Origin of the sequence: Asanoa iriomotensis (assembly GCF_016862515.1) — a bacterium.
Classification (GTDB): Bacteria; Actinomycetota; Actinomycetes; order Mycobacteriales; family Micromonosporaceae; genus Asanoa; species Asanoa iriomotensis.
The window spans coordinates 41524-59298 of sequence record NZ_BONC01000048.1; the positions used below are offsets into that span (position 1 = coordinate 41524).

General features: G+C 72.4%; 20 protein-coding genes. 6 read left to right on the top strand and 14 right to left on the bottom strand.

What is annotated here, in order from left to right; all coding sequences use genetic code 11:
• Window positions 1-83 precede the first annotated feature (83 nt).
• On the top strand, window positions 84-869 hold the full coding sequence (locus tag Air01nite_RS28145; RefSeq protein WP_203706339.1) for an Rv1486c family protein: 786 nt from the start codon (window positions 84-86) through the stop codon (window positions 867-869).
• A 1084-nt stretch (window positions 870-1953) separates the two neighbouring features.
• Here the strand turns inward: Air01nite_RS28145 and Air01nite_RS28150 are convergent.
• From Air01nite_RS28150 to Air01nite_RS28170, 5 genes are all read right to left on the bottom strand, one after another.
• Window positions 1954-2592, bottom strand: a complete 639-nt coding sequence (locus tag Air01nite_RS28150) for a hypothetical protein (RefSeq protein ID WP_203706340.1) — start codon at window positions 2590-2592, stop codon at window positions 1954-1956.
• Between the two features lie 74 nt (window positions 2593-2666).
• Complete coding sequence (locus Air01nite_RS28155; protein WP_203706341.1) at window positions 2667-3422, bottom strand: maleylpyruvate isomerase family mycothiol-dependent enzyme; 756 nt, start codon at window positions 3420-3422, stop codon at window positions 2667-2669.
• Window positions 3423-3476: 54 nt separating this feature from the next.
• A complete protein-coding gene (locus tag Air01nite_RS28160; RefSeq protein ID WP_203706342.1) occupies window positions 3477-4460 on the bottom strand; it encodes an NAD(P)-dependent alcohol dehydrogenase in 984 nt (327 codons plus the stop codon).
• Window positions 4457-4750 (bottom strand): helix-turn-helix transcriptional regulator, encoded by a 294-nt coding sequence (locus Air01nite_RS28165; protein ID WP_486303402.1) that lies wholly within the window; start codon window positions 4748-4750, stop codon window positions 4457-4459. The genes Air01nite_RS28160 and Air01nite_RS28165 overlap by 4 nt, the downstream gene beginning before the upstream one ends.
• Entirely contained in the window at window positions 4675-5103 is a 429-nt protein-coding gene (locus tag Air01nite_RS28170) for a hypothetical protein (RefSeq protein WP_203706344.1), read from the bottom strand. The genes Air01nite_RS28165 and Air01nite_RS28170 overlap by 76 nt, the downstream gene beginning before the upstream one ends.
• A 152-nt stretch (window positions 5104-5255) precedes the next feature.
• On the opposite strand from Air01nite_RS28170, the gene Air01nite_RS28175 reads away from it, so the two are divergent.
• Window positions 5256-6230 (top strand): aldo/keto reductase, encoded by a 975-nt coding sequence (locus Air01nite_RS28175; RefSeq protein WP_203706345.1) that lies wholly within the window; start codon window positions 5256-5258, stop codon window positions 6228-6230.
• A gap of 4 nt (window positions 6231-6234) precedes the next feature.
• On the opposite strand, the gene Air01nite_RS28180 is transcribed toward Air01nite_RS28175, so the two are convergent.
• The 4 genes from Air01nite_RS28180 to Air01nite_RS28195 form a co-directional block, all read right to left on the bottom strand.
• Window positions 6235-7332: a WD40/YVTN/BNR-like repeat-containing protein gene (locus Air01nite_RS28180; RefSeq protein ID WP_203706346.1), complete on the bottom strand. Its 1098-nt coding sequence runs from the start codon at window positions 7330-7332 to the stop codon at window positions 6235-6237.
• Window positions 7325-7831 (bottom strand): RNA polymerase sigma factor, encoded by a 507-nt coding sequence (locus Air01nite_RS28185; protein ID WP_203706347.1) that lies wholly within the window; start codon window positions 7829-7831, stop codon window positions 7325-7327. Before Air01nite_RS28185 ends, Air01nite_RS28180 begins: the two co-directional genes overlap by 8 nt.
• 70 nt (window positions 7832-7901) lie before the next feature.
• Window positions 7902-8270, bottom strand: coding sequence for a hypothetical protein (locus Air01nite_RS28190; RefSeq protein WP_203706348.1), 369 nt, complete (start codon window positions 8268-8270; stop codon window positions 7902-7904).
• Window positions 8267-9196, bottom strand: coding sequence for a carbohydrate kinase family protein (locus Air01nite_RS28195; RefSeq protein ID WP_203706349.1), 930 nt, complete (start codon window positions 9194-9196; stop codon window positions 8267-8269). The genes Air01nite_RS28190 and Air01nite_RS28195 overlap by 4 nt, the downstream gene beginning before the upstream one ends.
• A 248-nt stretch (window positions 9197-9444) precedes the next feature.
• Here Air01nite_RS28195 and Air01nite_RS28200 point away from each other — a divergent pair, with 248 nt between their 5' ends.
• A complete protein-coding gene (locus Air01nite_RS28200; RefSeq protein WP_203706361.1) occupies window positions 9445-10518 on the top strand; it encodes a lytic polysaccharide monooxygenase auxiliary activity family 9 protein in 1074 nt (357 codons plus the stop codon).
• A 42-nt stretch (window positions 10519-10560) separates the two neighbouring features.
• Here the strand turns inward: Air01nite_RS28200 and Air01nite_RS28205 are convergent, their stop codons facing one another.
• The 5 genes from Air01nite_RS28205 to Air01nite_RS28225 all read right to left on the bottom strand — a co-directional run bounded on the left by Air01nite_RS28205 (window position 10561) and on the right by Air01nite_RS28225 (window position 14120).
• Complete coding sequence (locus Air01nite_RS28205) at window positions 10561-11448, bottom strand: MBL fold metallo-hydrolase (RefSeq protein WP_203706350.1); 888 nt, start codon at window positions 11446-11448, stop codon at window positions 10561-10563.
• A complete protein-coding gene (locus tag Air01nite_RS28210; protein ID WP_203706351.1) occupies window positions 11445-11861 on the bottom strand; it encodes a thioesterase family protein in 417 nt (138 codons plus the stop codon). Before Air01nite_RS28210 ends, Air01nite_RS28205 begins: the two co-directional genes overlap by 4 nt.
• A 140-nt stretch (window positions 11862-12001) precedes the next feature.
• Window positions 12002-13378, bottom strand: a complete 1377-nt coding sequence (locus Air01nite_RS28215; protein WP_203706352.1) for a PH domain-containing protein — start codon at window positions 13376-13378, stop codon at window positions 12002-12004.
• 13 nt (window positions 13379-13391) lie between these two features.
• Window positions 13392-13904: a PH domain-containing protein gene (locus Air01nite_RS28220; protein WP_203706353.1), complete on the bottom strand. Its 513-nt coding sequence runs from the start codon at window positions 13902-13904 to the stop codon at window positions 13392-13394.
• Window positions 13905-13922: 18 nt separating this feature from the next.
• Window positions 13923-14120 (bottom strand): acetone carboxylase, encoded by a 198-nt coding sequence (locus tag Air01nite_RS28225; protein ID WP_203706354.1) that lies wholly within the window; start codon window positions 14118-14120, stop codon window positions 13923-13925.
• Window positions 14121-14364: 244 nt separating this feature from the next.
• On the opposite strand from Air01nite_RS28225, the gene Air01nite_RS28230 reads away from it, so the two are divergent.
• The 3 genes from Air01nite_RS28230 to Air01nite_RS28240 are packed head-to-tail and all read left to right on the top strand — an operon-like array spanning window position 14365 to window position 17455.
• The gene (locus tag Air01nite_RS28230; RefSeq protein ID WP_203706355.1) at window positions 14365-15519 is read left to right on the top strand and encodes an AAA family ATPase; all 1155 of its coding nucleotides are present in this window, start codon (window positions 14365-14367) and stop codon (window positions 15517-15519) included.
• 44 nt (window positions 15520-15563) lie between these two features.
• Window positions 15564-16508 (top strand): DUF58 domain-containing protein, encoded by a 945-nt coding sequence (locus Air01nite_RS28235; protein WP_203706362.1) that lies wholly within the window; start codon window positions 15564-15566, stop codon window positions 16506-16508.
• On the top strand, window positions 16505-17455 hold the full coding sequence (locus tag Air01nite_RS28240) for a VWA domain-containing protein (protein WP_203706356.1): 951 nt from the start codon (window positions 16505-16507) through the stop codon (window positions 17453-17455). Before Air01nite_RS28235 ends, Air01nite_RS28240 begins: the two co-directional genes overlap by 4 nt.
• Window positions 17456-17775: the final 320 nt, after the last annotated feature.

Consider the following 17775-nt stretch of genomic DNA (forward strand, 5'->3'; position numbering starts at 1 on the left):
CTCACGCCGGTGTGGTGTTCCTCGCGGGTACGGGAGGCGGCACGATCGAGACAGCGGCGCGCTCAGCACGTACCCTTTCCTGCATGTCCACCGCAGCGGGTGCCACCACCCTCGCGACGCGCCGGTCGAGCCGGCTCGTGGCCTGGGTCCGCTCGTGGCGCGCCGGCCTGGTGCCCTATGACGAGGTCGCCGACGAGGTAGCCCTGGACGAGGAACACCTCGTCGCGGACGCACCCGGCGCCTGGACCGACGTCTCCCTCCGCGAGGGCCTCACGGCGTTCTCCAAGCTGACCCCCGACCAGATCCGCCTGGTCCTGCCCGCACCGGGCGACCCCCGCGGCCTGCCGGGCCCGGGCGAGTTCACGGGCGCGGCCCTGATCGCGGGCGAGGCCGTGATCGCCGGCGACCTGGGCCTGATCCCGGAGGTCCGCACACACACCTCGGGCTCGGGCGTGACGTTCGAGACGGTGCTGTGGCGGTGCTACGCACTGCCGACGGGCGCCTCACCGCCGCCGGTCCCGGTCACGGTCGCCGAGGCGGAGAGCGAGCTCAACCTGCTGCTGGCGGAAGCAACCAACACCCTGGCCCGGCTCGACATCGCACAGTGGCGGCCGGAGCTGGCCGGGGCCTTGGCCGCGATCCGCAAGCCGGACAGCGCCAACGAACTACCGCCGGGCTTCGACCCACGCGCACGGCGCCTGTTCGCACGAGCCAATGTGCTCGACCGCGTGCTGGCGCTGGCCGACGAGGTAGCCCCCGGCGGCGCGGTCAACGGCTTCGAGGCCCAGGCCCGCGACGCCGCGCTACGCCCCCTGGCCGCCGCCTGCCGCGGCGCCCTGGTCGCGGCCTGCAACGCCCCACTCATCTAGTTCAGCGACCCGCGGCGTCGGCTCGCCCGAACCCGCAGCGCGCCGCTCGTCTGAATCCGCGCCCCGGCGCGGGGCACGACCGTCCGACCTCCAAGCGCGACGGCCGCCTGACGCCGCGAGCTTCCGAGCACGGTCGTCCGAACCAACAGAGCACTCCCGGCTAACACCGCGACGCCGCGCGGACACGCTCGTCCTAACCAACAGCGCACCCCCCGGCTGGCGCCAAGACCTCGAGCGGGCACGCGCCCTAACCAACGGCACTCCCGCCGGCTCGCACCGCGACGCCGGCCGGGCACGCTCGCCCGGGCCAACAGCGCGCCACCCGGCTGATGCCGCGACCACCGGCGCGCCATGCTGGCCAGATCCACAGCGCACCGCTCACCTGACGCTGCGGCGATCTGAGGAACTATCAACCCAATCAAGCGCACCGCTCGGCTGACGCCGCGACCCAGCCCGAAGCACGCTCGTCGTGATCCCAGGAAAAAGCTCAGCGGACACCGCCATTTCCGCGTGGGGACGGTCGTCCCGATCCGCGGTGCACCACTCGGCGAACGCCATGACCACACTTGGGCACGCCCATCGCGGACCGCAACCCGCATTCGGCCAACGCCGCGACCGCCGCTGGGCCAACGCCACGATCCCGCTTGGGCACGGCCATCGCCGACCGCAACCCACCGCTCAGCCAACGCCACGACCCACTTGGGGACGCCCGTCGCGGACGGCAACGCACCATTCGGCCAGCGCCGCGACCGCCGCATCGGCACGCCCGTCACGATCCGGAGCGAACCACTGGGCCAAGACCACGAGCCCACTTGGGCACGCCCGTCGCGGACCGCGACGCGCATTCGGCCAACGCCGCGGCCGCCGCTGGGCCAACGCCACGAGCCCGCTTGGGCACGCCCTTCGCGGACCGCAACCCACCGCTCGGCCAACGCCACGACCCCACGTCCGCACGCCCATCGCGGACCGCAACCAACCGCTCAACCAACGCGGAACCCGCGCGAACACCCATCGCGGACCGTAGCGCACGGCTCGGCTGAGAAGGTCGTCTCGCTGGGGCTGGTGCTCGGCTGGGTGGTCGGGTTTATCTGACGCCGCGGATTTCGTTGGTCAGGGCGCTCAGGCGGCGGTAGTTGCGGCCTTCGGACGCCATGTCGCCGTCTCCCTTTCTTGTCAGTGGCGTCTCTACGCGGTTGTTTCCCTGCACGAACAAGCCCTGCGGGGAGATCGGGTGGAACGAGTCGTTTGCTTGGCGCAGGAACCATAGGCCTGGCTGCGCCGGTAGGCGCCGCCGGAGTTTGGCTAGTTGCTCTTCGTCGGTTGTCGATCCCGCGGGGAGCGCGACCGTGAGGCGGTGCGCGGATTCGTCCGGTAGCGCTCCCGCTACGACGTCCGTCGGCTGGAGCACCACGCCGAGCGTCGTCGCGTCGCCCGCCGGAAGGCTGATCGACACGATGTCGACAACCTGGGCGATGATCACCGCTGTCGACGCCTGCTTGCCCTCTTCGAGGTTGTCGAAGCGTTCGGTCGAGGGGGTGCCGTCCATGTTGAACGACTCGTAGAAGCCGAGGTCGCCAGGCCGGTGGATGTCCAGCGCCGCGCGGCCGTCGGAGTCGCCCGTCGCCGCCGCGGGCGGCACGCTCGGGCCGACCGGGCCGTCGGACGCGGGTGGCGGTAGCGGCGAGGCGCCCGGATCCGCGCAGGCGGCGAGGCCGGCCAGCAACGCGCCGGCAAGCGCTAGTCTTCGCATTCTCGTGAACGTCACCCCCTTTGGAGCCTCGGCATGCGTCCCGTGGGCTACTGCGTGGCGATCGTGATGCAGCCGTGTAGCTCTGTCAGCGCCTCAGGCCGTCCCGTGACCGTCACGGCGGCGTCGTCGGGCTGGCGGTGCCATAGCCAGCGCAGCAGGGCCGCTGGGCGGGCGGTGATCGTCGCGTCGGCCTCGGCGGTGTCGCCGTTTTCCACCGTGAACGTGCCCGGCGCCGTGTGGACCCGCCAGGCCGTGCCGTCGGTGCGTAGGGCGAACGTGCGGCCCGGTGACGGGTCGAGGATCTCCTTGAAAGCGCTCGACCACTCGCCGACGCTGTAGGACACGAAGACCTTGAGCAGCTCGTCGACGCCGTCGACGGCCAGGTCGTCGGGGATCGGCGCGACCGGCTCGCCCGCGCCCAGCTCGGCGTCGACCCGGTGGATCACCGTTTCCTGTGCCATCCGGCGGATCCAGAAGCCGACCGTTGGGTCGGGTGAGTACCACGAGCCGGCCGGGTCGCCCGGCTCCCGCGTCTCGAGCTCCTGGCGCAGCGCGGCGTAGGACCGGTCGAGCAGCTCCAGCGGGCCCTCGGCGGCCAGGTCGGCCGGTGGCCACGGCTCGGGCTCGGCGCCGTCGCGGATGGCCAGCGTCTTGTGCAGGTAGACCTCGCCGACGTGGCGGGTCAGGTCGGCCACCGTCCACCCCGGACACGTCGGGACCGAGGCCGCGGGCGACCGCCGGGCGACCGCGCGGAGCCGGGCGAAATCGACCGACAGGCAGTCGAGGAAGCGCGAGTTCTCCATGGCGAGTAGTTCACCACACCCGTACGACGGTAAATCGATGGTGACCACACTCGCCTAGATCGCTACGACGATCTTGCCCGTGGGGTGGCCCTCGGCCAGGTAGGAGATCGCGGCCGGCGCGTCGGCGAGGGGATAGACCCGGTCGATCACCGGCTTGAGCGTGCCCTCGTCGAACATGGGAGTCAGGGCCTCCAGGTCTTCGGCGCGCTCCAGCGCCGTCAGCCCGGCCACCCGCTGGCTGACGAACGGTGAGACGAACGGTGCGCGCAACTGGCGCGTGAAGCCGCCCAGCAACCCGCCCGCGTCGTGCCCGCCGCCCGCCAGGATCAGGTTGCCGCGGGGTGTCATGGCCCGCCGGAGCAAGGCCAGCGGCCGGCACCCGGCGGTGTCGATGACGACGTCGTGGACCGCGCCAAGACTGTCGACCTCCGCCGTCGTGTAGTCGATGACGTCCGCGGCGCCGAGCGAGCGCACCAACTCGACCTTCCCCGGCCCGCACACGCCCGTCACCGATGCACCCGCCGCGACGGCGAGTTGCACCGCGTACGCGCCGATGCCGCCGGCGGCCCCGATCACCATGACCTTCCGGCCAGAGACGTCGCCTGACCGAAGCCCGGCGTCGCGGATCGCCGCCAGTGCCGTGACGGCCGAGATCGGCACCGCCGCCGCCTCCACGAAGCTGAGCGAGACCGGCTTGGGCGCCAGCCGCCGCGGCAGCGCGACCGCGAACTCCGCGAAACTGCCGCCGCCGCACGTCCCGTACACCTCGTCGCCGGGCTTGAAGGTCGTGACCTCGGCCCCGACGGAGGCGACCACACCGGCCAGCGCGCGGCCGCGGACCGCGACCTTGGGTCGGGTCAGACCGAAGGCGACGCGGGACGCGTAGGGCCGCCCGGTCATGTTGACCCACACACCAGGGTCGACGCCCGCGGCGCGGACCTCGACCAACACCTCACGAGGGCGGGGCACAGGGCGCGGCAGCGAGCGGAGCGCAAGCACGTCGGCCGAGCCGTACACCGATTGCGCGACAGCTTTCACGGTGATTCCTCCGGGTACTGGAAGACGTCGTCGAGCGGCGTCTTGAACACGCGGGCGATGCGGAAGGCCATCTCCAGGGACGGCGAGTAGCGGCCCTGCTCGATGGCGATCAGGGTCTGCCTGGTCACGCCGATCCGGTCGGCGAGGTCGGCCTGGGTCATCTCGTCGTGTGCGAACCGCAGGGCGCGGATGCGGTTGGTCACGCGGGTCGGCTTCACCACTCGGGCACGCTGCCGCGGTAGACCACGACCCTGGCCACGCCACCGACGACCGCGGAGAGGACGAAGCACAGGTAGATCACGTTGGCGATCCAGAACGGCGCCCAGTCGAGCAGCGCCATCAGCATCGCCGCGACCGCGCCGATCACCACGAACGGCTGGCCGACCTGGTCGCCGAGGCGCCCGATGTGCCGGTCGCGGTCGTCCTTGAGCTGCGACGCCCGCGGGTTGGCCGCCGCGACGGCGACCTCCGCGAGGATCGTCGCCACGATCGCGCCACCGACCGTCCAGAGCAGCGGCGCCGCGTAGGACACCGACGTCAGCGGCCCACCGTCGACGCGGCCGAGCACCACGACCAGGTAGACCGCATAGCCGACCACGGCCACCACCAGCCGGATCCAGGCCCGTCTCTCCTCGAGGGTCATCGACCCACTCCGTTCGATGTGAAGAATCTTTGACACCAGCAAGGTAGCAAATCTTTGACCTCATGTCGAGAATCTTTTACACGCCCGGTGATCTGCTTCTCAGTCCGACCGAAGCGGCGCCCAGCGAAGCCGCTCGGGTGTGGCATGAAGACATGCGGATGACGGAACTCGGCCGGTCCGGCCTGCGCGTGTCCCGGATCGCGTTCGGCACCTGGCAGCTCGGCGGCGACTGGGGCAGCTTCGACGACACGGCGGTCGTCGCCGCGATCAGGCGCGCCTACGACCTGGGCATCAACCTCTTCGACACCGCACAGGGGTACGGCTACGGCACCTCGGAAGAGGTCCTCGGCCGCGCGCTGCGGTCACCGCTCAAGAGCGACCGCGAGTCGGTCGTGCTGGCCACCAAGGGCGGCATCGACCCGGACGGTGAGCGGACCCGCGACGCGCGCCCGGCCTACCTGCGCGCCGGCGTCGAGTCGAGCCTGCGCGCACTCGACGTCGACTACATCGACCTCTACCAGGTGCACTGGCCCGACCCGCAGACGCCGGCCGAGCAGACCGCGACCGCGTTGCAGGAGCTGGTCGACGCGGGCAAGATCCGCCACGTCGGCGTGTCCAACTACGACGTCGACGCGCTCGCCGCGTTCGAGGCGGTGCGGCCCGTGGAGACGTTGCAGTCGCCGCTGCACCTGTTCCAGCGGGAGATCCAGGACGACATCCTGCCGTACGCGCATCGCCTCGGCATCGGCGTCCTCGCCTACAGCCCACTCGGCAGCGGCCTGCTCACCGGCGCGCTGAACGCGTCGACCCGGTTCGACCCCGACGACTGGCGCGCCAAGTCGAGCGCGTTCACCGGCAACACCTTCATCCGCAACCTGGAGATCGTCGACAGCCTCGCCACGTTCGCCGCGAGCCGGGGCATGACCGTCGCCCAGCTCGCCGTCGCCTGGGTGCTGGCGCAGGAGGGCGTGAACGTCGCGATCGTCGGCGCCCGGCACGCCCGCAACATCGAGGCCGCCGCCCAGGCCGCCGAGCTCACGCTGAGCGCCGACGACCTGGTCGAGATCGACAAGCTCACCGCGGGCATGACACCCGCGCTGGGCAACACCCCCGAGGGGCCGCTCTGAGGGGTCAGCTCGGCGTTTCCGCCCACGTCCGGCCGTCCTCGGACACCCAGACCCGCGGGTTCACGCCCTTGGTCGACGCGACGTAGAGGTCGGTCGCGACGTCGAACGTGAGCGCTCCCGCGGCCACGAAGCGGGGGTGCGGCTGGAAGGTCCGGCCACCGTCGGTGCTGCTGAGCACCGCGGTGGTCGTCGCGAGCCACAGCAGGCCCGTGCGGGTCGCGAGCATAGGCCCGGAGCCGTGCGGGTCCGGCACGACCGCGCCGGGTGTCCAGGTCCGCCCACCGTCGCGGCTCGCGTACACCTGGATGCCGCCTTCGCCCTGGTAGAGCGCGTAGACGTCCGTGCCGTTCGCGGTCGTGACGTCCATGAACCCGTCGTCGCGGGGCAGCGGCAGCACCTCCCAGGGCCGTGCGCCCGGCACGCTCCACGCGATCGACAGGCCGGTGCGGTTCCCGGTGAAACCCACCAGGCCCCACGCGCTGCCCGCCTCGAACGGCCGGGCCTCCTTCAGCGGCGCCTCTCCGGGTGCGACACCCACCCGACCTGTGCCCGCCGCGACGCTCACGACACGGGAGCCGTCGACGAACATGATCCGGTCGTTCACGCCCAGCTCGCGGTCTTCGGCCGTCGCCGGCCGCCAGGTCTGCCCGCCGTCGGTGGTGACCCAGTGCGTCGTTTCGCTGCCCTGGCGGGCCGCGACCACGACGGTGAGGTTCACCGCGAGGAGGATCTCCCGGCTCGCGTCCGCGGGCCCGGGGGCGTCACGCAGCGTCCACCGCGCGCCACGGTCGCTGGACACGCCGAACCTGTCGTGGCACACGACCGTGTCGCAGCTCTGGACAAGCTGGTAGAAACGCGCGGCGTCGCCCACCGCCACCGGCGTCAACGCGACCCGCCGGGTCACCTGGGTCTCGTCGGGCGTGCTCGCGGTGCCGCCCGCCAGGCCGACCGCGACGCCGCCACTCGCCAGCGTCACCGCCACGGTCGCGAGCCCGGCCAACCACCAGCGCCGGCGGCGGGTCCGGCGCACCACCTCGTCGAAGCGGGGCTTGAACGCCTGCCGGGCCTCCTCGGCGAGCCCGGTGAAGTCGAGGTCAGGCACGGCTCTCCTCCTTGTCGTCGAGGCGGTCGTCGAGGCGCGCGGCCAGCGCCCGCCGGCCGCGCAGCAGGCGCGACTTGACGGCGTCGACGCTGCACTGCTGGGCCCGGGCCACGTCCGCGATCGTGAGGTCCGCTACGTAACGCAGCACCAGGCACTCCCGCACCACCCGGGGCAGCTCCTGCAGCGCGTCGGCGAGGGCCACCCGGTCCGGCGAGATCGGCGGTACGCTTCGCGGCCGCAACCGTCCGGAGTGGACGATGCGGTCGAGCAGCACCCGGCGCCGGAAGCGGGTGCGGGCGATGTTCATCGCGACCGTACGCAGCCACGCCTCGGGGCTGTCCACCCGGCGCAGCTGGCCCGGCCGGCTCAGCGCCCGGGCGAACGCCTCGTGCACCGCGTCCTCGGCCTCGGCGTAGTCGCCCGTGAGCGCGTAGAGCACCGCCACGAGGCGTCCCGCCGACGCGAGGTAGATCGCACGCAGGTCGGCTTCGCTGTCCACTCGCCACCTCCATCCGCCGTCGTCGTCATCGGCTTAGACCATCGACGGCGCCGGAAGGTGGCGCGCGAATCTAGGGCCGGCGCGGCGGGCGGATCCGGTGGTCGCTCGTGTAGCGCTCGGCCAGCTCCCGCTCGGCCACCTCGTCGCCGAGGAAGGTCGCCACCAGCAGGGCGGCCAACTCGTCGACCACGTCGAGGTCGTCGACCAGGTCGGGACCCATCGGACCCCAGACGCGGGAGAGCGGCACCTCGTCGCCGTTGGCGTAGGCCAGATCGCGGAACACGGCGTCACGCACGGCCGCGCCGCCGCCGAACCGGGTCGCGTCCAACGTGCCGTCCCGCCACGCCAGCCAGACCTCGCCCGCGAGCACGAAACCGTCGACGTTGCCGGCGGCGACCGCCGGTGCGTACCCCTGTGTGAAACCGACCCGCCGGCTCATGCCGCGTACCTCGCCGCCACCTCGTCGCGGGTCGGCATGGCCACCGCGCCGCCGGGACGCTCACAGACCAGACCCGCCACCCGCAGCGCGTACGACACGTGCCGCGACCAGCCCTCGACCGTGGCCGGAGCGCCCTCGGCGAGCAACCCGGCGATCAGCGACGCCATCACCGAGTCGCCCGCGCCGGTCGCGTCGATCGCCTCGACCACCGGCGCCGGCAGTTCCACGCGCTCGTCGCCGAACGCGACCAGCGCACCCGCCGGCCCGCGGGTGACCACCACCGCGCGGGCACCCGACGAGAGCAGGTCGCCGGCCACCGACGAGAGCGACAGACCCGGATAGAGCACGGCGGCGTCGGCGTGGCTGAGCTTGACCAGGTCGGCGCTCGCGCAGAACTCCTCGACCACGGTCCGGAGGCCGTCGACGTCGGCGGGCGTCGGCAGCAGCGTCGGGCGCACGTTGGGGTCGAAGACCCGCAGGCCGCCGGCCGCGGACCAGGCCGACCGGGCGGCCGCCAGGAACTCGGGGTGCAGCAGCACGATCGAGCCGCAGTAGACCACGCCCGCGCCGGCGACCAGGTCGCGCGGCACGTCGGTGAGCAGCGAGTACGACGGCGGCGAGCCGTAGAAGCGGAACTCCGGGTCGGCACCGGTGAACGTGGCCACCGCGAGCGTCGTCGGCACCGGCACGCGTACCAGCGCCCGGTCGTCGACCCCGGCCTCGGTCAGGTAGTCGACGATGCGCGTGCCCAGCGCGTCGTCGCCCACCGACCCCGCGAACGACACCGCGCCGCCGAGCCGGGCCACCCCGACCGAGACGTTGAACGGCGCACCGCCGATCGCCTGCCGGAACACCCGCTCGCCGGCGCACTCGCCGTCGAGCAGATCGATCAACGCCTCGCCGAGCACCACCGCGTAACCACCCATGGGTTGCATCTTCTCAGCGCCACCCTTGCCGCCGCGCACCCCGTCGTGGTGCGATATCCATGCCGGGCTATACACGCGGATGGCGCCGCCCACCATGACGGGTGCACAGGTGGGTCACGAGCGCGCCGCGGCATGCCCGCGAGCCCGCGCTCCCCGAGTCGACTCCGGCGCGCCATGTCGCGCCGACTCCCCCGAGGAGCCAAACCGTGAGACTCATCCGCAGGGCGGCGGTGCTCGGCGCCGCCGCCATGCTCGCCGCCGGACTCGTGTCGGTGGTCAGCCAACTGCCCGCAGAGGGCCACGGCACGCCGATGGCACCGGGCAGCCGCACCTTCCTGTGCTGGAAGGACGGCCTGTCGCCGCAGGGCGACATCAGGCCGAACAACCCGGCCTGCACCGCCGCGGTCCAGCAGGGCGGGACCAACCCGCTCTACAACTGGTTCAGCGTGCTGCGTTCGGACGCGGCGGGGCGCACCGTCGGCTTCATCCCCGACGGCCAACTCTGCAGCGGCGGCAACGCGACCTTCGCCGCCTACAACCAGGCCCGCAACGACTGGCCCCTGACGCACCTGACGGCCGGGGCCCGGTTCGACTTCAAGTACTCCAACTGGGCGCACCACCCGGGCACGTTCTACTTCTACGTGACCCGGGACAGTTGGAGCCCGACCCGGGCGCTGGCCTGGAGCGACCTGGAGTCGTCGCCGTTCCTCACGGTGACCAACCCGCCCCAGAACGGCGGGCCGGGCACCAACGAGGGTCACTACTACTTCAGCGGCAACCTGCCGTCCGGCAAGAGCGGGCGGCACCTGATCTACTCACGCTGGGTGCGCTCGGACAGCAACGAGAACTTCTTCGGCTGCTCCGACGTGACCTTCGACGGCGGCAACGGCCAGGTGACCGGCGTCGGCCCGAACGGGCAGAACCCCGGGAACCCGACCCCGACGGCCACCCCGACGGCCACCCCGACCGCGGGACCCACCACGGGCCCGACCACCGGACCGACGAACCCGCCGCCGGGCGGTAGCTGCATGGCGGTCTACCGGATCGTCAACGCCTGGACCGGCGGTTTCCAGGGCGAGGTCACGATCATGAACCACAGCACGCAGACGTACGGCGGTTGGACCGCGTCCTGGGCCTGGCCGTCCGGCCAGACGCTCTCCCAGGTCTGGAACGGCACGTCGACGGTCTCGGGCACGAACGTGACCATCAGGAACGTGAGCTACAACGGAGCGATCGCACCGGAGGGCACGACGACCTTCGGCTTCCTCGCCAGCTCCGGCGCCACCAACGCGCTGCCGACGGTGACCTGCGTCGGCTCGTAGTTGTGCGGGGCGGCCTCGGCACACGCGTGCCGGGGCCGCCTCTCACGCACCGTCGAGGACGGCGTAGGCGCGCTTGATCGCGATGTGCGCCGCGGCGCCGAACGGTGCCCGCTCGGTCAGGTCGTCGACCCGGGCGCGCTCCGCGTGGCCGTTGCGGATCAGCCACTCGAGCTCGGTCAGCTCCTCGTGCTGGCCGGTCACGAAGCCCTGGCCGACGGGCGCGCCGTGGCCCGGGACCACCACCGTCTCCGGGCTCGTGAGCCGCAGCAGCGCGGCCACCGTGCCAGGCCATTCCAGGGGGTACGCGTCGGCGAAGTCCGGCGGCCCGGACTCCTCGACCAGGTCGCCGGCGATCACCACGTCGGCGTCGGGGACGTGCACCACCAGGTCGCCCGCCGTGTGGCCGCGGCCGAAGTGGGCCAGCGTGACGATCCGCCCGCCCAGGTCGAGCGCGGCGTCGACACGGACGATCTCGTTGGGCGGCAGCAGGTCGGCCCGCGCCACCTCGGCGGCCAGCTCGGGGTGCGACTCGCGGATCGACTCCCAGGCGGCGCGGCGGACGGTCTCCTCGTGACCGAGCAGCCTGGCCGCCTCCTCGTGCGCCCAGATCCGCGTCTCCGGGACCGGCGGCGCGTCGGGGTCGGCGAACGCCGGGAACGGCGTGCTCGCCGGCTGCCCCTGCCGGGCAACGGTGGCGTTGCCGAACGCGTGGTCGAAGTGGTGGTGGGTGTTGACGATCGCCCAGCGCGCGCCGGTCACCCGCCGCGCCGCCGCGGCCAGCTCGGCCGCCTGTGCCGGGGTCGACAGCGTGTCGACCAGCACGGCCGCCTCGTCGCCGACCACCAGCGTGACGTTGACGTCGAGCACCGGATAGCGCAGCACGTAGACCTGGTCGGCGATCTCGACGAACGCCGGTGGCGCTGAGCTCATGACCCGCCGACGGCCCGCTCGACGAACTTGTGCCGGTCGAGGAAGATCCGCTCGACCCGGCCCTCGGCCACCACGGCGGCATCGCCGCCCGGACCGTCGGAGACGGTGACCTCGAAGAGGAGCTTGCGACCGTCTACTTTGGCCAGTTTGGCCACCGCGAACACCGTGCGGCCGATCGGCGTGGGTAGCTTGTGGTCGAGCTCGACCCGGGTGCCGACCGTGGTCATGCCGGCGGGCATGCGGGTCGCCGTCGCGGCGACGGTCGCGGCCTCGACCAATGCCAGCACCCGCGGTGTGCCTAGGACCGGCACGTCGCCGGACCCGACCGCCTGCGCGGTGTCGGAGTCGGTGACGGTCAGCTCCACCCGCGCACTCAGGCCCGGCGCGAAGGGCGCTTCCGGTTGCTGCTCCATGCCTCACAGCGTAGGCGCTCGGCCACGCTCAGGCTACGAGCCCCGCCAACCTGTGGATAACCGTGGATGCCCTGCTCACACATACTCCAGATTTGCGCCGACCGGAGGTCCAGGCGCTTTTGGCGGCAGATCTCAGGTGCTCAGGTGCTCGGCTGCAGCGGTGCCGCGTCGGGGTCCGTGGTCGGTGCCGGGACGACCGCCGCGCCGCGGTCGGGGGCCGCCTGCCGGGCCGCGCGGCCCAGTCGGGCCAGGTCGTCGGCGAGCCGCCACGCCTCGGCCAGGTCGCGGTCCCGCAGGGTCGCCGAGCGCCCGCGGGCCGTATCGGCATAGACCGTGGCCACACCGAGCAGTCGTTGCAACGGGCCCTGGACCACCCGGACGCTCTGGATCCGGGCATACGGGACCAACATCACGGTCCGGGTCAGCAGCCCCTCCTGGGTCGCCACGACCCGGTCGGTGAGCGCCACGCCGATCTTGGGGCGGGCCAGCGGATGGAACCACCGGGTACGCGGTGGCGGCGGCGCGAACGCCAGCCCACCCAGCGTCACCCCGGGCAGGACGGTGCCGGCCACCCGCTCGGCCTCGGCGGCCGTGCCGACCGGCAGCAGGCGGTCGGTCTCGTTGTTGCCGTTCTCCTGACCGGCCATGCCCGCGACGTCCAGGGTCAGCCGGAGCCAGCCGTGCCCGCGCCAGAGCAGCGGCCAGGTCGCGGTCACGCCCTGCACCCGATCGACCGGCACGGTCTGTGACCGGGTCTCCACCAGCCCGAACCGCAGCCGCATGGCCCGGTCGGCGTGGGAGAGCCGGAAGTTCCAGTCGCTGAGGACCCGCCGCACCGGCTGCAGCAGCACGCCGGCGATCGCGGTCAACGTGCTCGCCACGCCGATGAACGACCACGAGGGGTCGAAACCGAACTGGACCACAACGAACGCCACGCCGATCGGCAAGAACATGGCCTGCGGCGTGAGCAACTGGCTGATCACCAGGTCCCGGTTGCGAACGGCGAGGAGCAACGGCCCGTCACCGGGTACGCGCGGCGGCGCGAGCGGGGTCGCCGCGTCCTCCGCAGCCGCGGGGGCCCGCCCCGCGATGGCCAGCAGCCGGTCGCGCAAGGCCGCCGCGTCGGCCACCGACAGGTAGGCCAGCGGCGCCTCGGTCTTGCCGCCGCCGACCACCTCGAGCCGCAGCTCGGCGAGCCCGGTGAGCTGCGCGAGCAGGGGCCGGACGACCTCCACCGACTGCAACCGTTCGAGCGGGATCGCCCGGGTGCGCCGCCACAGCAGGCCCTCGTACACCCGCAGCTCGTGCCCGACCACGTGGTAACCGGTGTTGTACCAGCTCACCACCGACATGATCACCGCGCCGATCACCACCACCAGCACCATCAGCGCGAAGAAGCCGAGGCCGACCTCGCGCAGCGTCTGCCAGGACAGCGCGACGACGATCACGACGAGGGCCTTGGCGCCGTGCAGCAGCGGGCTCAGCGGATGGAGCCGGCGGCGGGGCTCCTCTCCCATGACCACCACGGCCCTACAGCCCTTCGGCGCGATCTTCGCCGAGCGCGGTCAGCCGGTCGCGCAACCGCGACGCCTCGGCCGGGCGCAGGCCGGGCACCTTGGCGTCGCTGGCGGCGGCGGCGGTGTGCAGCTGCACGGTGGCCAGGTTGAACGCCCGCTCCAGTGGACCGGCGCTGACGTCGACGAACTGCATCCGCGCGTACGGCACGATCGACAGCCGCCGCACCAGCAGCCCGTGCCGGACCAGCAGGTCGTGGTCGCGCTCGGCGTAGCCCCAGGCCCGCACGGCCCGGAAGATCGTCCAGACGCGCCAGAGCATCAGCACCAGCACGGCGACGAAGGCCAGCCCGAGCGGCCAGACGCCGAACACCGCCCACAGGATGCCGAGGGGCAGCAGCATGCTGAGGGCGGCCATCCCCCACCGGATCAGCTCGACCCAGATCAGGTCACGGGAGACAGGTTGCCAGTCGACGGTGTCGGGCCAGGGCTCCAGAGGGCTGGTCGGCCCGGCAGCGGCGATATCCACCCCTGTGAGAGTAGGGGATCACCGGAAGGACGCCACCTCGCGCAGGAAGCCGCGGCGGTCGAGGAAGTCGGCCAGGCTCTCCCGATGCTCCTCGCAGGCCAGCCAGACCTTGCGCCGTTCGGGCGGGTGGATCTTGGGATTGTTCCACCGGATCTCGTAGACGGCCTCGCGCCGGCAGCCCTTGGCGGAGCAGACAGGCTCCAGCTCGGCGTCCATCGGATCGAGTCTACGGAAAGATAAGCGCCGGGCGACCACGGGGGAAGCCGCCCGGCGTGGAGGAATCGTACACGTGACGTTCCCCTCTTTGTCTACCCGTGTCTTCCGGTGCGTCGCGACCAGCGGAATCCGGTTCTGCGCGCACGCCACGCCGCGCGGCATGCAAGGCTTGTCATCGCGCTCCCAGGTTCCACCGCCAGACTGAGACGCGCTGCCGACACGTTGACGCGACTGTGGAGGACCCGTGGCCCAGCCGACCGCACCCGACTCCCCGCAACCCGACGCCGCCACGAACGGCGCCGGGCCGGTCATGCCGACGGGTGGGCAGCCTGGCGATCCTCCGGCCGCGACCACGCCGGCCCAGGACGCGACGCTGCTCGAACGCGCGCTCTTCGAGGTCAAGCGGGTCATCGTCGGCCAGGACCGGATGGTCGAGCGGATGTTCGTCGCCCTGCTCGCCCGCGGCCACTGCCTGCTGGAGGGCGTGCCGGGCGTGGCCAAGACGCTCGCCGTCGAGACACTCGCGACGGTCGTCGGCGGCACGTTCGCCCGGGTGCAGTTCACCCCCGACCTGGTGCCCGCCGACCTGGTCGGCACGCGGATCTACCGCCAGTCGAGCGAGAAGTTCGACGTCGAGCTAGGGCCGGTGTTCGTCAACTTCCTGCTCGCCGACGAGATCAACCGGGCGCCGGCCAAGGTCCAGTCCGCGCTGCTCGAGGTGATGTCCGAGCAGCAGGTGTCGATCGGCGGCGAGACGCACCGGGTGCCCAACCCGTTCCTGGTCATGGCCACCCAGAACCCGATCGAGCAGGAGGGCGTCTACCCGCTGCCCGAGGCGCAGCGCGACCGCTTCCTGATGAAGATCCTGGTCGGCTATCCGACCGACGCCGAGGAGCGCGAGATCGTCTACCGGATGGGCGTCAAGCCGCCGGAGCCGGCCGTCGTGTTCAACCCGGCCGACCTGATCATGCTGCAGGCCAAGGCCGACGGCGTGTTCGTGCACAACGCGCTGGTCGACTACACGGTGCGGCTGGTGCTGGCCACCCGCAACCCGGCCGAGTCCGGCGTGCCGGACGTCGCCCAGCTGATTCAATACGGCGCCAGCCCGCGCGCCTCCCTCGGCATCGTCCGCGCCGCCCGTGCGCTGGCCCTGCTCCGGGGTCGCGACTACGTGCTGCCGCAGGACGTCCAGGACATCGCGCCCGACATCCTCCGCCACCGGCTGGTGCTCAGCTACGACGCGCTCGCCGACGACGTGCCGGCCGACCACATCGTCGCGCGGCTGATGAGCGCCGTGCCGATGCCGTCGGTGGCGCCCCGGCAGAACGCGGCCCCGGCACCGGGCGGGCAACCCCCGCAGCAGCAGCCCGCCGGCGCCTGGCCGGGTCGCCTGCCGTGACCACGCCCGCCGACCCGCCTCGCACCGGCTCCAGCGCTGACCGGATGGCGAGCACGGGCGGGTTGCACGCCGCGATCGGCGGCGGGGTGGCGACCGCGCGGGCGGAGCAGGTGCTCTCCCGGCTCCAGTTGCTGATCACCCGCAAGCTCGACGGGCTGCTCCAGGGCGACTACATCGGCCTGCTGCCCGGCCCGGGCACCGAGCCCGGCGAGTCCCGGGAATACCGGCCCGGCGACGACGTGCGCCGGATGGACTGGCCCGTCACGGCACGCACCACGGTGCCGCACACCCGCCAGACGGTCGCCGACCGCGAGCTGGAGACCTGGCTGGCGGTCGACCTGTCGGCCAGCCTGTCGTTCGGCACGGCCCGGATGCTCAAGAGCGACCTGGCGGTGGCGGCGGCCGCGGCGGTCGCCCACCTCACGGTGCGGGGCGGCAACCGGATCGGCGCCGTGGTCGGCACCGGCGGCGGCCACACCGTGCGGCTGCCCGCCCGGCCCGGGCGCAAGGAGGCGCAGGGTTTGTTGCGCGCGGTCGCGCGTACACCCATCCAACCGGGAAGAACCGACCTGGGTGCCCTCGTCGACATGCTCAACCGCCCACCGCGCCGCCGTGGCCAGGCCGTGGTGATCTCCGATTTTCTGGCCCCGCCGGACGACTGGGGCCGGCCGCTGCGCAAGCTGGCCGTGCGGCACGACGTGCTCGCCATCGAGATCGTCGACCCGCGCGAGCTGGAACTGCCCGACGTCGGTGTGCTCGTGCTCGCCGACCCGGAGACGGGCGCGCTGCACGAGGTCTACACGGGCGACGCGAAACTGCGTGCGCGGTACGCGGCGGGGGCCGCCGCACAGCGTTCCGCGATCGCCTACGCGTTGCGCACCGCCGGCGCGCAGCATCTGCGCCTGCGCACCGACTCCGACTGGCTCCTCGACATCGTCAGGTTCGTCGCCGCACAGCGACACGCACGCACCCGGGGTACGACACGATGATCCGTTTCCTGCAACCGTGGTGGCTCCTGGCCGTGGTGCCGGTGCTCCTCGTGGCCGGCGCCTACGTCTGGCGACAGCTGCGCCGGCGCGACTACGCGATCCGCTTCACCAACGTCGATCTGTTGAAGTCGCTGGCCCCGCGCGGCCTGGGCTGGCGCAAACACATCTCGGCGGGCGCGCTGCTGCTCAGCCTGCTGGGGCTCGCGCTGGCGATGGCCCGACCGTCGATCGACCGCGAGCTGCCGCTGGAACGGGCCACGATCATCCTGGCCATCGACGTGTCGCTGTCGATGGAGGCGAGCGACGTGGCACCGACCCGCCTGGAGGCGGCGCAGGTGGCCGCGAAGCAGTTCGTCCAGGAGCTGCCGGCGACGTACAACCTGGGTCTGGTCTCGTTCGCGAAGTCGGCCAACGTGCTGGTCCCGCCGACGAAGGACCGCTCGGCGGTCACGTCGGCCATCGACGGCCTGACCCTGGCGGAGGCCACGGCAACGGGCGAGGCGGTCTTCACGTCGCTTGAGGCGATCCGCTCGGTGCCGGCCGACGGCGCCGAGGGCCTGCCACCGGCTCGGATCGTGCTGCTCTCGGACGGTTTCCGCACGGCCGGGCGCCCGATGGAAGAGGCGGCGTCCGCGGCCCAGGCGGCAAACGTGCCGGTATCGACGATCGCTTTCGGCACGGACAACGGCACGGTTGATATCGGCGGTCAGTTGCAGCGGGTGCCGGTGGACCGGCTGTCGCTGGCGCAGCTCGCGGAGACGACGAGCGGCTTCTTCTACGAGGCGGCGACCGCCTCGGAACTGAAGCGGGTGTACGAGGACATGGGCAGCTCGATCGGCCACCGCGTGGAGCCGCGCGAGGTCACCCACTGGTACGCGGGTTTCGCCCTGCTCCTCGGATTGATCGCCGCCGGCCTGAGCCTGATCTGGTCGTCCCGCCTGCCCTGACGGGGTGTGCTTTTCTGGCCTGCCGATCAAGGGCCGGCGACGCCACCGCCCGGGCTGACGGCTTTCTCAGCCCGGCGCATGCCGCGTCGAGCACGGGGCCGGATACCAGTGTGTTGCGTCCGGCCCGGGTCGGACACCGGTGTTGTCCGACCCGAACCCGCGTGGGCTGGCGCCTTTGGTCAGGCACGCATGTCGCGCTGAGCGCACGGCCTCGGTCGGGCGCGTAGGTGGAGCGAATACCGGCGCGCCCCCGCGTGCGGTCGGTTGTTGTCTGAGCTCGGCGGGTGCCGCCATGTTGCGCGGCTAGGGCCTGTCCTGTC

Excerpts from the sequence above, each read along its gene's own strand:
- Air01nite_RS28145 (WP_203706339.1), top strand. The coding sequence starts at position 84 with ATGTCCACCGCAGCGGGTGCCACCACCCTCGCGACGCGCCGGTCGAGC.
- Air01nite_RS28155 (WP_203706341.1), bottom strand. The coding sequence starts at position 3,422 with ATGGAGAACTCGCGCTTCCTCGACTGCCTGTCGGTCGATTTCGCCCGG.
- Air01nite_RS28170 (WP_203706344.1), bottom strand. The coding sequence starts at position 5,103 with ATGACCCTCGAGGAGAGACGGGCCTGGATCCGGCTGGTGGTGGCCGTG.
- Air01nite_RS28175 (WP_203706345.1), top strand. The coding sequence starts at position 5,256 with ATGCGGATGACGGAACTCGGCCGGTCCGGCCTGCGCGTGTCCCGGATC.
- Air01nite_RS28190 (WP_203706348.1), bottom strand. The coding sequence starts at position 8,270 with ATGAGCCGGCGGGTCGGTTTCACACAGGGGTACGCACCGGCGGTCGCC.
- Air01nite_RS28195 (WP_203706349.1), bottom strand. The coding sequence starts at position 9,196 with ATGGGTGGTTACGCGGTGGTGCTCGGCGAGGCGTTGATCGATCTGCTC.
- Air01nite_RS28200 (WP_203706361.1), top strand. The coding sequence starts at position 9,445 with ATGCTCGCCGCCGGACTCGTGTCGGTGGTCAGCCAACTGCCCGCAGAG.
- Air01nite_RS28205 (WP_203706350.1), bottom strand. The coding sequence starts at position 11,448 with ATGAGCTCAGCGCCACCGGCGTTCGTCGAGATCGCCGACCAGGTCTAC.
- Air01nite_RS28210 (WP_203706351.1), bottom strand. The coding sequence starts at position 11,861 with ATGGAGCAGCAACCGGAAGCGCCCTTCGCGCCGGGCCTGAGTGCGCGG.
- Air01nite_RS28215 (WP_203706352.1), bottom strand. The coding sequence starts at position 13,378 with ATGGGAGAGGAGCCCCGCCGCCGGCTCCATCCGCTGAGCCCGCTGCTG.
- Air01nite_RS28225 (WP_203706354.1), bottom strand. The coding sequence starts at position 14,120 with ATGGACGCCGAGCTGGAGCCTGTCTGCTCCGCCAAGGGCTGCCGGCGC.
- Air01nite_RS28235 (WP_203706362.1), top strand. The coding sequence starts at position 15,564 with ATGGCGAGCACGGGCGGGTTGCACGCCGCGATCGGCGGCGGGGTGGCG.
- Air01nite_RS28240 (WP_203706356.1), top strand. The coding sequence starts at position 16,505 with ATGATCCGTTTCCTGCAACCGTGGTGGCTCCTGGCCGTGGTGCCGGTG.